The 18309-nt window shown below is 43.6% G+C and carries 14 protein-coding genes; 2 read left to right on the top strand and 12 right to left on the bottom strand.

From position 1 onward, the window contains the following. Positions 1 to 169 precede the first annotated feature (169 nt). The 7 genes from DW085_RS19435 to DW085_RS00650 form a co-directional block, all read right to left on the bottom strand. Positions 170 to 4339: a hypothetical protein gene (locus DW085_RS19435; RefSeq protein WP_243033866.1), complete on the bottom strand. Its 4170-nt coding sequence runs from the start codon at positions 4337 to 4339 to the stop codon at positions 170 to 172. 323 nt (positions 4340 to 4662) lie between these two features. Next, positions 4663 to 5118 (bottom strand): YopX family protein, encoded by a 456-nt coding sequence (locus DW085_RS00670; RefSeq protein ID WP_118490716.1) that lies wholly within the window; start codon positions 5116 to 5118, stop codon positions 4663 to 4665. Between the two features lie 229 nt (positions 5119 to 5347). Beyond that, positions 5348 to 6514, bottom strand: coding sequence for a hypothetical protein (locus DW085_RS00665; RefSeq protein ID WP_118490714.1), 1167 nt, complete (start codon positions 6512 to 6514; stop codon positions 5348 to 5350). Positions 6515 to 6821: 307 nt separating this feature from the next. Continuing rightward, positions 6822 to 7304: a hypothetical protein gene (locus DW085_RS18955; protein ID WP_118490712.1), complete on the bottom strand. Its 483-nt coding sequence runs from the start codon at positions 7302 to 7304 to the stop codon at positions 6822 to 6824. Positions 7305 to 7439: 135 nt separating this feature from the next. Continuing rightward, positions 7440 to 7589: a hypothetical protein gene (locus DW085_RS18950; protein ID WP_182430725.1), complete on the bottom strand. Its 150-nt coding sequence runs from the start codon at positions 7587 to 7589 to the stop codon at positions 7440 to 7442. Between the two features lie 96 nt (positions 7590 to 7685). Further along, complete coding sequence (locus tag DW085_RS00655; protein ID WP_118490710.1) at positions 7686 to 8354, bottom strand: hypothetical protein; 669 nt, start codon at positions 8352 to 8354, stop codon at positions 7686 to 7688. Between the two features lie 233 nt (positions 8355 to 8587). Beyond that, entirely contained in the window at positions 8588 to 9601 is a 1014-nt protein-coding gene (locus DW085_RS00650) for a hypothetical protein (protein WP_182430724.1), read from the bottom strand. Here DW085_RS00650 and DW085_RS00645 point away from each other — a divergent pair. Together DW085_RS00645 and DW085_RS00640 are read left to right on the top strand one after the other, a co-directional pair. Continuing rightward, a complete protein-coding gene (locus DW085_RS00645) occupies positions 9542 to 10579 on the top strand; it encodes an AAA family ATPase (protein WP_182430723.1) in 1038 nt (345 codons plus the stop codon). The two genes, DW085_RS00650 and DW085_RS00645, sit on opposite strands and share 60 nt — an antisense overlap. Before the next feature lie 138 nt (positions 10580 to 10717). Next, entirely contained in the window at positions 10718 to 11368 is a 651-nt protein-coding gene (locus DW085_RS00640) for a hypothetical protein (RefSeq protein ID WP_118490704.1), read from the top strand. Positions 11369 to 11453: 85 nt separating this feature from the next. On the opposite strand, the gene DW085_RS20310 is transcribed toward DW085_RS00640, so the two are convergent. The 5 genes from DW085_RS20310 to asd form a co-directional block, all read right to left on the bottom strand. Beyond that, positions 11454 to 11879 (bottom strand): hypothetical protein, encoded by a 426-nt coding sequence (locus DW085_RS20310; protein ID WP_347474931.1) that lies wholly within the window; start codon positions 11877 to 11879, stop codon positions 11454 to 11456. A 299-nt stretch (positions 11880 to 12178) separates the two neighbouring features. Further along, complete coding sequence (locus DW085_RS00630) at positions 12179 to 14437, bottom strand: DNA topoisomerase (RefSeq protein ID WP_118490702.1); 2259 nt, start codon at positions 14435 to 14437, stop codon at positions 12179 to 12181. A 171-nt stretch (positions 14438 to 14608) separates the two neighbouring features. Then, the gene (locus tag DW085_RS00625) at positions 14609 to 15499 is read right to left on the bottom strand and encodes a DMT family transporter (RefSeq protein WP_118490700.1); all 891 of its coding nucleotides are present in this window, start codon (positions 15497 to 15499) and stop codon (positions 14609 to 14611) included. A 46-nt stretch (positions 15500 to 15545) separates the two neighbouring features. After that, on the bottom strand, positions 15546 to 16595 hold the full coding sequence (locus DW085_RS00620; RefSeq protein ID WP_118490698.1) for an aldose epimerase family protein: 1050 nt from the start codon (positions 16593 to 16595) through the stop codon (positions 15546 to 15548). 355 nt (positions 16596 to 16950) lie between these two features. After that, positions 16951 to 18036, bottom strand: a complete 1086-nt coding sequence (gene asd, locus DW085_RS00615) for an aspartate-semialdehyde dehydrogenase (protein WP_118491152.1) — start codon at positions 18034 to 18036, stop codon at positions 16951 to 16953. Positions 18037 to 18309: the final 273 nt, after the last annotated feature.

Below are 18309 nucleotides of genomic sequence, written 5' to 3'. Positions count from 1 at the left end.
GTGAACCTTCACATGGCTAAAGTCACGTGCTTCTCAGCCGTTTTAAACGGCAAGACTAAATATCGGCGGATACGCCAGTAACTTAGAATTCGTGCGGATACGCACTTTTTCCTTGCCGGATACGGCTGGTTTCCACATTACAGGTAGTCCGCTGTATATCTGCCTGCGTTTATGCCGCTTTTAAATTGTTTACTTCTACATAAAGCTTTCTTAAATCTGCATAAACACAAGAGGTTCTACGCTTCACGGCAGGTACTTTTGCCTCCAGTGAAGACCTTTCCGTTTCCGGCAAGGGTTTTAAAAGTTCCCGTATAAAATATCTCGCTCCGATATTATAGGATGCTGACAGGTCGCAGTTATACTGCTTTCCCGTCCGAAAGGTACATAGGCTATGGTTCTCCGGGTTTCTTACTACCGCTCCGCTTCCGTCACAGCCCAGCCTGCTGGTGTTCCGGGCACTGACTCTTGCAACGTAGTAATCAAGGATCGCTTTAATTAAGGAAGCGTTGGTTGTTACATTGCTGATTGTGATGATCTCTTCCGGCATACCACTCGACTTGCTACTCGGTTCATCATATACCGGGAAGTCAGCCTGGGAATAAAGCCCTGTTGCACGATCCTTCGGTGTCTTGATACCCATACTACGCATCATCTGTTCTAATTCGTATTTGACATATCGAACATTTGCAGCACTGGTAGTAAAGGCTGCGGTATACTGTGCATCTCCTGACGGCTGCGCGGTTGTCGAGGTAATTTTCTTTGCTTCAACACCAACTCCTGTGAAAGCACTCGGAACAGGTACTGCATTTGGATTTGCAATCGGGTTTCCATCAATGTCTTTCTTCGGTGTCGTAGATCCGTCCGCCGTTAAGTACAGAGGCGCGGTTGTTGCATCTTCCCATGTACCGCCATCCGGGACCTGAACAGTTACATCTTTTGTTGTCACATTATCAAAGTAGAAGTCAGCGCCCTCCGGGATGCCGTCAAATACTACATTGAATCCGTTTGTTGCATTATTGGAACCAACTGCAATATCGAAAAGGTTTTCTCTCTTACCGTATGCAGCGTTTCCTTCCGGGAATGTAACTACGTGTTTTAATTTCTCTTTTACCCACGCGCTACCCTGCGGATTGGTCTTGGTATCATCTGTCTCGCCATACTCATTCCGGTTTCCGTTTGTCGGATTGGTTACTTCCATATCCTTACCTGAAATAGAAAGCTCAAAGCCCTCGGAACGGGTCAGCTCTTTAATATAGTAGTTACCAAGAATCAGAGGTCTTCCGATCCAGTAATCTCCGTTTGTCGTTACATTATCTGTATAAATACGTCCAGTTTCTTCATCGTCGTATTCTTTTCTGTATGTATCTGCATCATAGAGATTCTTCGGATAGGATTTTCCTGTATAAACAATTTTTCCTTCCTTATAGTTATAAACCGTATGCGGTTTTTCAGTGATGGCAAGGAATGAACCGTCACCATTCTTATCTGTTGTGGCTACTGCCACCAGGTCATTCGCATCAAAGATAACTCCGGTTCCCTTGGTTACATTACCTGATTCATCTCTCTGCGTATCCGGTCCGTAAATATCATCTGCTGCGAACAGTCCGTAAACTGCACCCTCCAGAGTAGAATCGCCCTGCGTATCTCCATACGCGTTATAATCGTTATTCTCTCCGGCAGCAAGGAGCATATCCTTTTTATTGAAATGGATCTGTCCCGGTACACGATGATCGTATACCTTAAAGGAATGTCCGATGTTATCAGCTGGTCCCGGTGTTACGGCTGGCTGGGAATCTGGGATCGCACCATCGAGGTTAATGTATCCACCATCATCTTCCGAATACATCGTTCCCGGATCATCATCTTCATCATCCAGTGAGAATGTTGCTGCGGATCTCTCAAAACTGTATGCCGAGATTTTCCGCATATTTGGAGAGGTTGCAACACTGTCTTCCTCTTCCTCATCGTCCTCTTCATCCTCTTCTGGATTCTTTGCAGACGTTAAAGGAACTTTTTTCGGGGAGATGGAGAGCTTCACATCTTCATCATCTTTCTTATTTTTGTCCTCTACGGTTGCTTTCTCATCATCAGCTGCCTTAGTTGCTTTTTCTGCCTTTGTCTCTGGCTCTTCTGATTTATCTTTCGTTTCGGAAACCGTTTCCTTTTCAGATGCTTTTTCAGTCTCTTTTGCCTTGGTTTCCTCTTTTGTCTCATCCTTAGAAGACGGCTCTACGGCAGCAGCTGTTTCTTTCTCTGTCGGTTTCGTCTCTTCTACAGATTTAGTCTCTTCTGTTACATCCTTTGACTCTGGCTCTGTCTCTTTGATTTCCACTGTTGGTTTCTCAACATCATCAATCAGATCTCCATCGTCAATTAATTCTTCCTCATCCAGAGGAAGAGCCTCTTCGACTTCATCATATTCTGCAACAATATTGAGTGAGAAATTATTTTCTTCTACGAACTCTTCCGGTAAGCCCACAAATTTGCGTAACGCATTTACGATCTGCTCGCCCCAGGAAAGCTCATATTTTTCAGTTAAATATAATCTTTGACTTAGATCGGAATAATCTGCTGTTTTCACTCTCTTACTTTTCATGAAGAATCTCTCATTTGAATTTAAGGAAAGTGAATCTGTATCATCCCCATCATCCCCATCATCGCCACTGTCATTGCCTCCGCCAAGAGAACTTTCGGCTTTACCTGCAACTACAATATCTTCATTCGTGCAGTTTGTCCATTCGTACTCTTTTTCTGCTTCGGAGGATGCCATTGTGACAATCTCAACAGGCACATCGTCCGGGTGTCCACTCGGCGCATGAAGGATATATCCGTCTCGCGGATCAACCTCGCGGAAAGTATAGGAGTATCTGAGGTTGATGAAATTCTGGTATGCATTATCTCTTGCTTCACGGCAGCCGGAATTTTCAAATGCTTCCTCTTCGCTCGGTTCTTCCTCAGAATTACACATCCAATGATGGAATGTTCCGTTGCTGCTGGCAGCAGCCGCTTCACACTCATCAACCGCAGCCTGCCATTCTTTCATTAACTCTGCATACTCATCATCGTCATCATCATCGTCATCGTCGCCGCTACGCGCGCTTCTGGTATCATCATCGTCGTCTTCATCTTCCGGCTCTGGCGGAATCGGATGTCCGTCACAATATTTGTGGTCGAAATCATAAAAACGCTCATCTGCATGGCTGATATAACCGTTTTCATCTGTAGCCATATCTTCCTCGAAGATTAGCCAATCATCCCAGGTTGTCGGCGCTTCACGCATTTTGCTTTCTACCAACTGACCGTTGGTTTCATCATCTGTACCAATCTGGTCTTTATCCGGGAAGGCTTCTAATACCTGCCAGATAGAATCCTTTAAAGGTTCTCCTGTCTCATAGTCATACTTCGTAAGATCTACTTTGTAATGGCTATTAAAGGTTTCTGAGTGATCATAAATTTTAACAGTAATGCTATCTACTTCATCCAGATCGCCGCCACCGCCGCCGCTGCTTCCGCCACCACCCGGAACATCCGAAGAGTTCGGCTTCCACTGGGTTGTCATGTAAAACTGTGGTTTTGTAACTTCAACCTTACCAAACGCACGATAAAATGGCTGAGAATCCTTTCCACCAGCATCGTTTGTCTCAAAATATTCAATAAGACCTGTTACATTGATTACTTTGAAGATAGACGGATTATACTCTACATGAAAGATAATTGGATCGTGTTCCAGTTTTGCAACCGGAAATCCGTTTTCAGGGTTAAGAACTGTCCAGCCAAATCCGGCATCGTTTATATCAACACGCACCGGATATTCGACACCGCTACTTGCTGGTCCTGTCCCCTTAACAGGGCTGGCAGTAATTGTACAATATTTCTGGAATGTAGCCCAATCCTGCAAACCCGCCATATCATACAGTAATTTCGCATCTACAGTATTCGGACCGGATTTAAGCGCATCCACAGAAATGGCTTTTTCCGGGGTTCCGTATTTACTGGTAGAATTAAAAACATCGTTCGGAGATTTACAGCCTGCCGGAATGTTTTCCAGAGACATAAATCCATCATGTGCCAAATTTTCTATTAATGCGCTTCCACCATTTGAAGTACCATGCGACCATGCAACTTCTTTAGCAATTTTAGTGTTACCCGCATATGGACGTTTAAATATATTTTCGATAGAATGATCTGGATATTTTGGATGAATGCCTGGTGTGTTTCCATACGTCAACAAATACGCCCAAAATAGACGTTTATGTTCCAGAGTTCCTTCCGAATAATTAACGTCATTATCCGTTTTGAAATAATCATATGCTGCCTTTGCACTGGCTCCTTTCTTCATACAAAGGAAGTCTGTTGTTGGCTGATTTGGCATAGCACCTTTAATGTCATAATGCCCGTCTCCACTGGTAGACGTATTAAAAGTCATATGAAAAGCATACGCCGTCAAAATGTTTGGTGGAAGATGGGGTATGACGGACATACTGAGTGTCATAGTAGACAAGAGCAAGGCTACCCCTCGTTTCAATCGTCCCTTTTTCATAAGTACCTCCCTATTTATGTTTGTTTCCTGTCTCAAATGGTTCAAGAATACAAATATGTTATTTATGTAAAAAAGTATATCTGGCTTTGCGGTGCATCCAGCTTGATACGCTTTCGAATTTTCTAAATAAATACCAGCTCTCTTCCGCCGAAAAACTGTTCATCAAAGTAATTTCCAATTACATTACATTCCTGAAAATCATCATAATTTGTATTATTTATAACCTTTGGGACTCCAAAACCAGGTATTTCTTCTATCCATTTTACTCTTCCAATCACTTCTTTCGACTCAAAATTGCCATGTCCATCCAACACTGCTATTTTATATTGAATCATATCATTTTCAAAAACTTTCTTTCCTTCTGTATCTATCCTTCCAATGTATTGGCAAACCGTTTCTGGTTCGACCAGATAAGAAATGGCTACAACCATAGGAATTTCTCTTCCTCCAGTAATGAATGAAGTTGATATATAAGTTCCTTCTTTTGAATATAATAGATCTCCTTCTACCCATTGCTTTTCTTCCGGCAGAGTTCTCCATTCTTCTCTTCTTGCTTTGAATAGTATTTCTCGGTTCATCTATTCGCCCCCTTTCGTTTTAATCTTCAAAAATCATTCTCCATTGACCGTTAGCTGGCGCAGGGTGGGTTCCATAAAGCGATCCTTCGCCCTTGGTAAGATGCCCGGTGTTATTACACCGAGCGTATCTTGTCATTTATTATCCTCTGATAAAAATTCGCCCAATTTTTAAATAAAAAATGACAGACTACCGAATAAAAATATTTGATAGTCTGTCACTTTTTATTTCTTATTTATAAGAAGAGTTGAAGTCAATCGCAGTCTTGCCGAAAACAGTTCTTGTAGATCCGAATTTGCTTACCTGAGAAGCATCTGGAATTTGATAGCCTGTTTTATAGCAATAGTCTCCAATCATCTGATATTTAGAACCTTCATCCGTAAAATCCGATGTATCCCCTAATTGCAGCATCAAACGATATCCTGGATTATACTCATATACATCTGCTACTGTAAAATATTTATTCTGAGTTGTTGGTTCATTCGCAAGCCAAACACCATCTACTAAAAACAGCGGATAGGTGTGTCCTACATCTCCCATCTCCATTGTCTGTAATCCAACGCACATTGCCAGCAAATTTGCTGCTTCTGTGTATCCCTGGCAAACAGCTTTTCCTTTTACCAAACAACCATATGCACCATAGCTCAAAGAGTTGGACCAACCTGTTGTAATTGCCTCATTTGCAGCATCGTTATCATAAGATGCCTTATGAATACGATTACAAATACGAGTTGCTTTTTCCAAATCAGACGCACTTTTCCAATCAAAACTGTTCATAAAAGATTTGACTTCATTTAACAGAGTGACTGCCTCAGTTGAATCAGATACAGCATTTTTATAAGGATAACCCGATAATTTAGCTAAAACATCTATACCATACTGGCTCAATCCTACATGATATGTTGCATCTTTATCTTGAACAGATTTCATATCAACATAGGTCATTCCTGTCATTCCCGCAGGGACAACACCTTCTCCAATAACATGAGGTCCTGCCCAATACCAGCACAGAAAACCATTTTCATTGCCAAGATACTTTTCAACTCTTCCTTTTAATGGATACTGATCATCCGTATTCTGAACAAGATTCGTAGTAACCTGCTGTCCCTGAATCTGAACTACGCCATTAACGGTCCATGCGCCATCTCCGTTTACGGTATAACCGTCTTTTGTGGTATTTATCAGCAGATAACCGTTTTCATTGAAATAGTAACTTTCGGAAATTCCATCTTTATTTCCATCAATCCACTGCCATGTATTTTTAGGATAGCTGCCATCATCATTCTGATACCACCAGCCGTTATTATCACTCTTCCATTCTCCGGCAAAAGAAGTTAGTGGAGAAAATGCACTTAATAAGGTAGCGAGGGTTAAGACCTTAACAAAATTCTTTTTCATATATTTTTTCCTCCTTATGCGTTCATTAAGGTCGCAATTCCTAATGCCAACGCATATCAGATAAAAATAATGATCAGAATTTGTTAATATTTTAAATTTGATTATATATGTATAGTAACATTATCTACTCAAAAAATCTATTACTTTTTTATTAAAGAAACAGTTTTATCGTTCCTATCAAATATTTTTATTCGGTTTTCAATGTGCTGTTTACAGATTAAATCTGTAAATAGAAAGATTGGGAATTGAACCCAATAAAACATTTTTGGTTTTCTGCATATTTCTTTCCAGCAGCTTTCCTTTTATTTTAATTAATTACGAAATTTTTATAATCCGAATCGTGCCATTCTGTATCATTCGGAAAAAAATAGCGTTTTGTTGGGTGATGTTCCAGATTATATCTCATCCATTCTAACGCATCAGACCATTCCAAATAGCTTTTTATCTGGAGAGTGTTTTTATTACAATCCTTATAAAACTCTACCACATACTGATAGCGCTCTAATTCATGCGTCACAATATCGAAGCAGGCTTTTACATGGGTCCAGTTGAATCCAACGAAACATTCCCGTCCGCTTTCATCATAAAAATTCATTCTCATTGCATAATTTTTTGGTTTCTGTATACCCTCAGTCTGTTTGATGATTTTTTCAAACGAATCATAATGTTTGAAATACAATTCGAACGCCCAGTAGCTTATTTGATTCAGATACGACATAATATTGTCCAAATCTGGCTCTGGCTGCCTAACGAAGAGATGTTCTTCTCCTTTTACATTTAAGGTAAACATTGATGTCCCATCTTCCAGGGTAAATTCATGTTTAGATGGATCTGGATATTTTACTTCTATTAATGCCGCAGAATTAGATTTTAATTGATAAACTTTTAAATTCTTTTCAACCTTCTTTTTAAATTATAATTCATGTTATTGTTTCCGTTTCTCTTCGCGATTCTCATACCCTGATTTTTTATTGTTGATTTGCTTCCCATATTCACGAAGTCGAGCAATCTTTTTCTGTTCATTTTCTTCGGTTGTTTCGAACAGTACAGCCTTATTTTCTTCCAGCATCCTCACATTACTTTCTCTTTTATTGCAACATTTTTTTGAAGAAGGGTCAAATTGCTTCTTGCAAAATGACCCTTCTACTTGGTTTATGGAACCATTACGGTTTTATTTTACCTGTACAACTCCGTTTACAGTCCACTCGCCATTCTGATTTACAGTCCAGGAACCATTGTTATCTGTGATAGTGGTACTCTTCATAAGTTTTCCTCTGAAACCATCGGATACTTCATTGAAGTAATAGCATCTCTGCTTTCCATCAGCACCAGCAATCCAATTCCAGCCTGTGTACATACGTCCAAGGGTATTGTCAGATACGTTATGAAGGAAATATACATTTCCATCTGTGTCAGTAAACCAACCCGTTACCATATTGCCATTTACATCGAAACGGAACCAGCTAAACGCTTCCTGTCCTTTTGATGTATCAGCATATGGATTAAGAATTGCAGCCCATGAGTTAGCTATTTTCGCTCCACTAGCAACGTAGCTCCATTTTCCGGTCTGCGGATCGAATCCCCATGCGCCATCTTTCACTACATAGCTCGGAACAGAAGCTGCCGGACCAGAACCAGTTGAAGTTGCAGTTGAGGATTTGGTGCTTCCACCGCCGCCTCCGCCACCGCCGGAGTGTCCGCCACCACCGCCGGAAGAACTTCCGCCAGAGTAGGTGTTATCTGTAACTTTGATATTCAGTGTTACTACGCATACGTCTGTACTTGCTCCACTAGAAGCGGAAACATTTACTTTTGTTGTTGCGGTATACGGATAAGACATTGCTGCCTGCATCCAGCTTGCATTTGGATCAAGAACTGGTGTAATTGTACCATTCTTATCTACTGTCAGAATACCAGCATTAGAGCTTGCATAGCTTACGGCACTTGTTATATCCGGGTATGGTGTTGCTTTGATGTTTCTCGCATCACCACCAGCCCATGTATAAACCGGACTGTAACTTCTACCAGTTTTTGTGAGTTCGATATTATAGGTCTGTGTTTCTACTGGAAGCTCTACACAGTTTGCCTTGAATGTAAGGTTAAGGGTGCAGGTATCAACGATGCATTATAGGATGCGCTAATGTCTACAGTCTTAGAAGCTGTGTACGGTGCTTTCGCCATAGCATTCTTAATCCACTGAGCATTTTCATTGATGATCACCTGTCCATCTTTTACGGTTACTGCATCCGCATCGGAGGTGGACCATACAACATCTTTCTGCTCCGGATAAACACTGGCAACAAGAGTTCTTACATCAAATCCATCTTTCTTAGTCGTTGCAGAATTAATATCTCCAGCTTTTGTGAAAGACAGGTCGTAATTCATGCTCTCTTTGTCTAACTCAACACAATTTGTTACATAGTTCAGCGTTACGGTTGTAACACCACGTACATTGTTATCGTTTGCAGTTGCATAAACTTCAACTGTTTTGGTTGCCTTGTAAGGTGCTTTTACCATAGCATCTTTAATCCACTGAGCATTTTTATTAGGAATGATATTTCCATCCTGATCAACGCTCAATACGTCCGGTTCGGATACAGACCAAGTAACACTTCTGTCATACGGTTCGTGATCCTCGTCTACCGGACAATCTGGATTTACAACACAGTCAAGGTCTGTTGTGTCAAAACCAGTATAACCAACATTCGCACTGTTAATATCGCCAGCCTTGGTAATAGCAAGGTCGTAATCAACATGGCTCCGGCTCATTGAAACAGATTCTGGATGAATTACTGTTTCGTCTTCGGTTACAAAGTTGATAGTTACGTTACAATTTGCAGAAACCACACCGTTGGTCTGATCATCTGCTGTGGAAGTGATAACTTCCGTCTTTGTAGCGCTGCCCGTCAGCTTCACGTACTTATCATTTGCACGTTTCTGATTATCTGCCTGGATTACACTCTGAATCCACTGCGGATTAGAAACGCCATCTTCGTTGTAACGTGCAGTTACGCGGCAGTTCTCATTATGATCTCCGTATGGCTCCAGTACGATAATTCTTCTGGTTATCCGGCTTTTACGACTCATAAACAATTAAAAATCCTTGATGAAAATTTGTTTGAAAAACATCCATTTCCCATTGAAGAAAGCTGTTCTGTCTGTGACGAAACATCTATGGTTGATATTTATGTAGCCAGAAGAATTTTACAGGCTATCAAAAATGGAAATCAGATTATCTTTCTGGGAGATGTCGAACAGCTTCCATCCGTAGGACCGGGCGCGTTCTTTAAGGATATGATAGATAGTGGATATATTACTACTGTATGTCTGACAAAAGTGTTTCGGCAAGCATCCAATTCCAATATTTATCTTAACTGTAGAAAAATAGTTAAGGGAAATCTATCGTTGGAATATGGAGACGATTTTGTTCTACTTTATGCATATGAGCAGGAAGAGGCAGCAGAAATCATAGCGGATGTCTTTATTAATGAGGTGAATACATTTGGAATAGAAAATGTGTGTTGTTTGACTCCACTAAGGCAGAAAACACCTACCGGGGCTTTTGCGATGAACAAACGCATACAGTCCATCATTAATCCAGCTTCGGATGATAAGCTAGAAATTTACCACTCTCCTACTCATACTGTATACCGTTTGGGTGACAGAGTAATGAGTAAGAGAAACACAGATAAAACCTGTAATGGAGATCTTGGGTTTATAACAGAAATGACTCGAAGCAATGTAAAAGTTCATTTTGCTGAGTGTGATGTGAATTATGCATACGATGAGCTGGACGATATTACATTGGCATACTGTATGACCATCCATAAAAGTCAGGGAAGTGAGTTTAAATCTGTAATCTCCACTATGTTAGAGTCTCATGGGGAAATGTTGCAGATGAATCTTTTTAATACTGCCGTAAGTCGAGCAAAAGTGCGTTATGTTTGCGTTGGAAACAAAGAAGCCATCAATATGGCTATTTTAAACCGAGAAGGCATAATGCGAAATACAAAGTTATGTGAAAAAATCATTACATTATTTGAACATTATGAGGGTGTTGCATGAGCAACCCCTCATTTTTTTTAAAAATATTTTTTGTAATAAAATATTCATACCCTTTTCTGGATAAATCTTGTATAATAAAGTATAAAGGTCGCAAACCTAATGCCTCCGCTATCATCAGGGCAAGGAGGAAAAGAAACAGTGAATAATAGTACAGAATTGTTTAGATACTGTACAAATGTCGGAGTTTACGAAGGATACAGTAAAAAAGAAAAAGCCCATATTGTTACGGCTAGAATGCCAGATGATGTAGTAAACGCTGGAGGACAGCGTTTTATAAGACATTATTTGGATGAATACCAGTTTATGGTGTGGCTAGTCTGCCATGCAACTGTCATTTCTGAGGATGATATGTATGAGGCAGCGAGTGATTTGTGGTATGAGTGTGATATACAGCCTAAAAAACCTATTATCAGAAGTTACAGAGAGTTAAGAGAGAAAAAACTTCTTGCCATGTCACAGGCAGAAGAAAAAGAGGTATCTTTATATGAAATAGGGACTCAAATACAGCCATATACAATCAGCCTATCCAGTAGCATCTTTGCTCAGAGAAGTTTTCGGGTTTTGAAGAATGCTTTATGGAATACAATCAAGGGCAATTTTCTGCCAAAAGAAGAAAAGAAGATTTTTAAGTTTTTTTCTGGCAATAAGGGGTATACTTTCTTTGATTATGCAAAAAAAGAGGACATAATGGAGAATGAAAGTTACCTTGCCGTAGGAAAAAGTATAAAAAATCTTTTACAGAAAGGCTATATGTGTCCAGTTGGGTGGTGTTTCATGCCATCTGATTAACCAAAAAGAACAACATTGCTGGTGCATATGCACAAGAAATGTTGTTCTTTTTGGTTAATCAATACGATTTCAATATAGAGCTTTGTCAGCGCTCTTCTTTTTTAGCAACCTCTCCCTGCTTCTTATAGATAGAGTTTGCATCTACCCCGCCGCGCACGCTGGAAAGCGGATAGATGTTGGTACCGCGTCCGATGATGCTGCCCGGGTTTAGGATAGAGCCGCAGCCTACTTCTACGTTGTCACCGAGCATGGCGCCGATTTTTTTGCGTCCGGTTTTGATCTTGCCGTCTTCGGCGTGGATTTCCACCAGAAGTTTATCGGATTTTACGTTGGAGGTGATGGAACCGGCGCCCATGTGGGATTTGTAGCCTAAGATGGAGTCTCCGACGTAGTTGTAGTGCGGTACCTGTACTTTGTCAAACAGGATAACGTTTTTAAGCTCAGTGGAGTTTCCGACTACCGCACTTTCTCCGATCAGGGCGCTGCCACGGACGAATGCACAGTGGCGCACCTCGGCGTCTTTGCCGACGATGACCGGTCCGTGCAGATAGGCGCTGTCAAATACCTTCGCTGTCTTATGAACCCAGATGTTTTCACCGCGTTTCTCATATTCTGCCGGATCCAGGCTGTTTCCCAGTTCGATGATAAAATCACTGAGACCTGCCAGTGCCTCCCACGGTATGTAAACTGTTTCAGATAATCCGACGCCAGCGTATGGGTTAAATCATATAATTCTGTGATTTTCATTTCTTCTTTTTTCATGATCATTGCCTTTCCTGAAATTTAATTGATTCTATTATTATAAATAAGCTATTTGGTTCCAGCTTTTGTCGCTCTTGCAGCTTTCATATTTCCCGCGCTCTTCGCACTTCTCGAACTCTTCTTCTCTTTCTCTGCATTCTGGTAGAACACAGCAACCGCATCAAATGCCGGCCGCAGCCCATACGTATTTCCCATATGAACCGCATTGTAGGTGCGTCCGATAACGAAGCGCTCTAATTTCTGCATATATTCATCCGGTGTGATGCTGCCCTCTGCCACATAGGTCAGACCTTTTTCCCAGCTTGCCGTCAGCTCCGGGTTGAGAAGCTGCTTCATGGAGGTGTGTACGACCTCATAAATCAGCTCTCCCAGATAGGTCGGCGTGATGACCTGCGTTTTTTCGTTGAGCGCCATGTATTTGATGTTGAACAACTTTTTCAGGATCTCCGCGCGGGTTGCACTCGTTCCGATGCCGCTCCCCTTGATCTGGGCGCGCAGCTCTTCGTCTTCGATAAGCTGACCGGCATTTTCCATCGCCAGAATCATCGAACCGGAGGAATAACGCTTCGGCGGAGATGTCTCGCCCTCTTTGATCTGCAAATCATCCAGTGACACTTTCATCCCCTTTTTGAGCTGTTCCAGCATCTGGATAAACTCTGGGTGGGACGCGTCAATTACCTTTGGCTGGCTGCTGTCTGTTCCATCTGCTTCTCTTGCCGGATTTTCCGCATCATTTCCATCTATACCTGGTTCAAGGCGGTTCGTTCTGCCGACACTTTCCCCGGCGGTGTCCTTTTTCTTTTTCGGAATTTCCGCCACCTTGAGATATCCCGCTTCTTTCAATACCTTGAAACCGGCAAAGAAATGTTCACCTTTTACCTCAATCTCAACCGCATATTTCTGGTAAACCGCCGCCGGATAAAAGATGCTTAAGAAACGGCGCACAATCACCTGGTAAATCTTGCGGTTCAACTCCGGGAGACTTCGCAGCGCGCCGAGTCCCTGTCCGGTCGGTATGATTGCGTAGTGATCGGTAATCTGCTTATCATTGACATAACGCGTTTTTGCTATGTTCTTCCACAGCCCTGCCTGCATCGCCTCCGATGCAAATGCCGCCAGCGGCTCATAATGCGTCAGACCGCCGATATTTTTGCTGATCTCCTTCGCCACCGCCGTTGAAAGCACACGCGCGTCCGTTCGCGGATAGGTAACCAGCTTTCGCTCGTACAGCTCCTGCACCACTTTCAGGGTCTGATCCGGGCTGATTTTAAACATTTTAGAACAATCATTCTGGAGCTCCGCCAGGTTATAGAGAAGAGGTGGATTTTTGGTTTCTTTTTTCTTTTCCACTTTTAAAATGGTTCCCTGCGAAGTATTATATACGCCCATTAAACCCGTGTCCGCTTTTTCTGCGTCGCTGACCTCTGACTGCATGACTCCCGAATTTTCGCTTCCATTCTCGCGTTCCCACAGCCATGCAATCAGCGCCTCCGCGTCCTTTCGCTCCTTAAAACCATTTTCCTTATACAGACACGGCGTTCCATAGTAACGGCTTCCTTCCACCGCCCGCCATTCGCCGTCAATCGAGATGCCTGCCGGTCCAAATGTACCGATCACGCGGTAAAATGGCGTTTTGACAAATTCCCGTATTTCCCGCTCCCGGCGGACTACCATGCCGAGGACACAGGTCATGACGCGTCCGACTGAGATCACGGTCCGGTCAGAACTTCGCATATAGTTAGAAACAGATGGTCCATATTTCAACGTCAGTGCGCGGGAAAAGTTAATTCCCATCAGATAATCTTCTTTTGCCCGCAGATATGCCGAATCCGCCAGATGATCGTATTCGGACAGATCCTTCGCTTCGCGGATGCCGCGCAGAATCTCTTCCTCCGTCTGTGAATCGATCCAGACGCGCTTCTGTTTCTTGCCCTGCACGCCAGCCATCTGCGCGACGAGGCGGTAGATATATTCTCCCTCCCGTCCCGAGTCGGTACAGACGTAGATTGTATCTACATCCGCCCGGTTTAAGAGACCGCTCACGATTCCAAACTGTTTCTTCACGCTGTCGATAACCTGATATTTCCATTCTTTCGGGAGAAATGGAAGTGTCTCCAGACTCCAGCGCTTATATTTCATATCATATACTTCCGGATAGCTCATCGTGACCAGATGTCCAACACACCAGGTCACAACCGCATTTTCCGACTCAATATAGCCATCCGCCGAGCGCCCATTTACCTTGAGTGCATTTGCGAACTCACGCGCCACGCTCGGTTTCTCGGCTATAAATAACGATTTTGCCACGTTGTTCTGCTCCTATCTTACTAATTTCGTAACTGTTCAGTACCTTCACAGTCACGCGCAAAAATCCATTAAAAATTGCCTACGGCAATGGGATTTTTGCCTGCTGGCCCATGTTTTCGTACGGTCAGCGCAGTAAATGCGCAGACCTGCTGAACAGTTACCTAATTTCCTCTAATTACTTTTCCGCTTCGGCGTCCACTCCGCCAGAATCGCCGCCGCAAACATCAGCGCACAGCCAATTAACATCCGCACCGTCAGCTCCTCATGCAGCAGCCAGACAGAGAACAGAAGTCCAAACACCGATTCAAACGACAGTAGAATCGAGGAGGTGCTGGCGCTCAGATATTTCTGTCCCACTGTCTGAAGCAGAAAACAGAGCATACTGGATGCGAGTCCCAGATACAGCATCGAAACTGCTACTCCCGGCAGTGTAAATACTTCCGGATGGAACGCTCCTTCCGTGAGAAGCCCCAGCACCCACGAACACGCCGCCGCTGTTCCCATCTGCATGACCGTCAGGCGGATCGGAGTGCAGTATGCCGTGAAGCGATCCAGAAAAATCATATGAACCGCAAAGCAGATGCCGCACACCAGCGTCAGGAAATCACCAAAATTGACCGACAGATCGCCTTTCAGCGATAAAAGCGCCAATCCCACAACAGCAAATCCCGCTGCGATCAGGTTATTTGCCTTCGGACGCACATGATTAACCGCCCATGCCAGAAACGGCACGATCACCACATACAACGTCGTAATAAACGCATTTTTACTCGCGGTCGTGTATTTCAGCCCATACGTCTGAAAATAATAACTGATAAATAGAAACAATCCCGCCAGTGCGCCGCATTTAAACTCCTGCATCGACATTCCCCGGATCTGTTTCCAGAAAAGAGCCGCCATCCCAAGCGCCGCGATCGTAAACCGGTACGCCAAAAGGTATGTAGGTGTGATCGCGTCCATCGAATTTTTCATCACAACGAACGCGCTGCCCCAGATAATTGTTACAAATAAAAGGCTGGCAGATGCCAGCACTTTTACTCCCTTGTTGTTTGTCTCACTCATGTCAATCTCTATCCTATGTCAAAATGATCACAAATCAAATACAAATTTAAACCGTCATAAATTTATAACTGGTCGTTGTATCGTATTTCTCGCCCTTTTTCACGATCGGGGATGCAAATCCCGGCATGTTGACTGCGTTCGGGTAATACTGCGTCTCAAAGCAGTATCCCTGGCGTCTCGCATACTTCACACCGCCCTTACCCGGAACCTGTCCGTCCAGGAAATTGCCCGTGTAGAACTGAACTCCCGGCAGATCGGTGTATACCTCCATCTTGCGCCCGCTCTCCTCGTCGATCGCAGCCGCCGCCAGACTGAATACGCCTGACTCATGGTTGAGAATCCAGTTATGATCGTAGCCGCCGCCCAGTTTTAACTGATCGTAATCCGCTTCAATATCACGTCCGATCGGCTTGAAATCTGAGAAATCCATCGGAGTCCCCATTACCTTGCGGATCTCACCGGTCGGGATCAGCACCTTGTCTACCGCCGTGATCGCATCACTGTCAATGTAAACCATCTGTGAAAGCGCCGAACCACTCTCATGGCCTGCCAGATTGAAATACGCATGGTTTGTCATATTAAAAATGGTATCCTGATCGCAGGTCCCCTCGTAATGAATCTTTACTTCATTTTCATCTGTCAGCGTGTAGGTCACACGGATCGAGGCATTTCCCGGATATCCCTGATCGCCGTCCGGGCTTTCCAGTGTAAACGAAACCTGATTAACGCCCGTCTCATATTCTGCCGCCCAGATACGGTTCCGGTAAAAATCCATGCCGCTGTGCAGGTTGTTCGGACCATCATTCGCCGTCAATTCGTATTTTTTATCATTTAACGTAAACACCGCGCCGCCAATCCGGTTTGCATTTCGTCCAACAGCCTCGCCCAGATGCCCATCACTTACCAGGCAGTCTGCTACTGTTTCATGTCCCAGCAGGACATCCGCCATCTCTCCGTTCCGATCCGGCACCAGCATCGTGGACCAGATTGCACCCAGATCTAAAAAGGATGCAGAAACGCCATTCTGATTCGTCAATGTATAACGGCTGACCTCTCTGCCATCTTCCATTGTTCCAAAGATTGTCTTCTCAACCATGCCAAATCCCCCTTAATTTTTAGAATCCGAAAAATATTTCTCGCATTTTTTATGCTTACTTTTGTCAGAATAAATCTGTCTAACTTATAAATAGCTGATTTATAATGCGCAGACCTACTGAACAGTTACAAGTATACAATACTTTTCCCCTCATGCACACCCATTTTTCCAAATCTGATTATAAAAATTTCAAGAGTCGTCACTGTTCACACATGTTTCCTATGACACAAATAAAAACTGCCTTCCAGAGCAGAGTCAGCCATCGTTTTTCAAACAGCTTCTCCGCCACTGGGCGGCAGTTCTTACTTTTATCAGTTTTAATTTTCTATTTCACGGATTCTCTGAACAGATTTCTCTATTTCGCCTGAATATATCCCTGTGCGGTCAGAAGCTCTGCACACAGTACCGCACCGCCGGCTGCGCCGCGCAGTGTGTTGTGGGAGAGACCTACAAACTTCCAATCGTAAACTTTGTCTTCTCTCAGACGGCCAACAGATACGCCCATGCCCTTCTCATAGTTGACATCCAGCTGTACCTGCGGACGATTATCCTCTTCCAGATACTGAATGAACTGCTTCGGTGCGCTCGGAAGCTCCAGTTCCTGCGGAAGTCCTTTGAAATTAACCAGCTTCTCGATCAGCTGCTCTTTGGTTGGTTTCTTTCTGAACTTTACAAATACGGCTGCTGTATGTCCGTCCAGAACCGGTACACGGATGCACTGGCAGGTAATCACCGGCTCGAATGCCTTCACGATCTCGCCGTCCTTGATCTCTCCCCAGAGACGAAGCGGCTCCTGCTCGCTCTTCTCCTCCTCACCACCAATGTACGGGATGATGTTACCTTCCATCTCCGGCCAGTCTTTGAACGTCTTGCCAGCTCCGGAGATTGCCTGATACGTCGTAGCTACTACCTCATATGGCTCAAATTCCTTCCATGCAGTCAGAACCGGTGCATAGCTCTGGATGGAGCAGTTCGGTTTTACCGCTACGAAGCCTCTCTTGGTTCCCAGACGTTTTTTCTGGAACTCAATCACCTTAAAGTGCTCCGGATTGATCTCCGGCACTACCATCGGAACATCCGGTGTCCAGCGGTGTGCGCTGTTGTTGGAAACAACCGGTGTTTCTGTCTTTGCATACGCATCTTCAATCGCACGGATCTCTTCTTTTGTCATATCTACGGCGCTGAACACAAAATCAACTTCGGATGCTACCTTCTCGATCTCGTTTACGTTCATAACGGCCATCTTCTTCACACACTCCGGCATCGGGGTCTGCATTTTCCAGCGTCCGCCGACTGCCTCCTCATATGTTTTTCCTGCAGAACGCGGGCTTGCTGCCAGCGCAGTAATCTCATACCACGGATGATTTGCCAGAAGCGTGATGAAACGCTGACCTACCATACCAGTTGCTCCCAGAATGCCTACACGTAATTTCTTTTCCATGTTCATCGTTTTTCTCCTCTTCTGACAGCGGCTTTTTCAGCTTCTCATGGCAGGATGGAGTTTGGATAGGAGCTCCTGCTCTGCAACACGTTTTCACTCTGCCGCTGTAATTCTTGTCTATCCTATAACAAAACAAACAAAAAATCAACATTTTTCCGCAAGAAAAATACATTTGTACGTCACTCGCGGACATTTGATAAATTTATAACGTCTGTCACGGATTTAACGATGTTTTAACTCAAAATAGGTTCTTCTAAGCTAAGTATTCCGCTG

This window comes from Clostridium sp. AF50-3 (assembly GCF_003477445.1).
GTDB classification, from domain to species: Bacteria; Bacillota; Clostridia; order Lachnospirales; family Lachnospiraceae; genus Otoolea; species Otoolea fessa.
The sequence above is the reverse complement of the archived record's forward strand: the minus strand, read 5'-3'. Positions and strand labels throughout refer to the sequence as shown.

Bases quoted from the DNA above. Each gene is read 5' to 3' on its own strand.
- DW085_RS19435 (WP_243033866.1), bottom strand. From the start codon at position 4,339: ATGAAGAAAGGAGCCAGTGCAAAGGCAGCATATGATTATTTCAAAACG.
- DW085_RS00670 (WP_118490716.1), bottom strand. From the start codon at position 5,118: ATGAACCGAGAAATACTATTCAAAGCAAGAAGAGAAGAATGGAGAACT.
- DW085_RS00665 (WP_118490714.1), bottom strand. From the start codon at position 6,514: ATGAAAAAGAATTTTGTTAAGGTCTTAACCCTCGCTACCTTATTAAGT.
- DW085_RS18955 (WP_118490712.1), bottom strand. From the start codon at position 7,304: ATGTTTACCTTAAATGTAAAAGGAGAAGAACATCTCTTCGTTAGGCAG.
- DW085_RS00655 (WP_118490710.1), bottom strand. From the start codon at position 8,354: ATGTCTTATCCGTATACCGCAACAACAAAAGTAAATGTTTCCGCTTCT.
- DW085_RS00645 (WP_182430723.1), top strand. From the start codon at position 9,542: ATGATCTCCGTATGGCTCCAGTACGATAATTCTTCTGGTTATCCGGCT.
- DW085_RS00650 (WP_182430724.1), bottom strand. From the start codon at position 9,601: ATGAGTCGTAAAAGCCGGATAACCAGAAGAATTATCGTACTGGAGCCA.
- DW085_RS00625 (WP_118490700.1), bottom strand. From the start codon at position 15,499: ATGAGTGAGACAAACAACAAGGGAGTAAAAGTGCTGGCATCTGCCAGC.
- DW085_RS00620 (WP_118490698.1), bottom strand. From the start codon at position 16,595: ATGGTTGAGAAGACAATCTTTGGAACAATGGAAGATGGCAGAGAGGTC.
- asd (WP_118491152.1), bottom strand. From the start codon at position 18,036: ATGGAAAAGAAATTACGTGTAGGCATTCTGGGAGCAACTGGTATGGTA.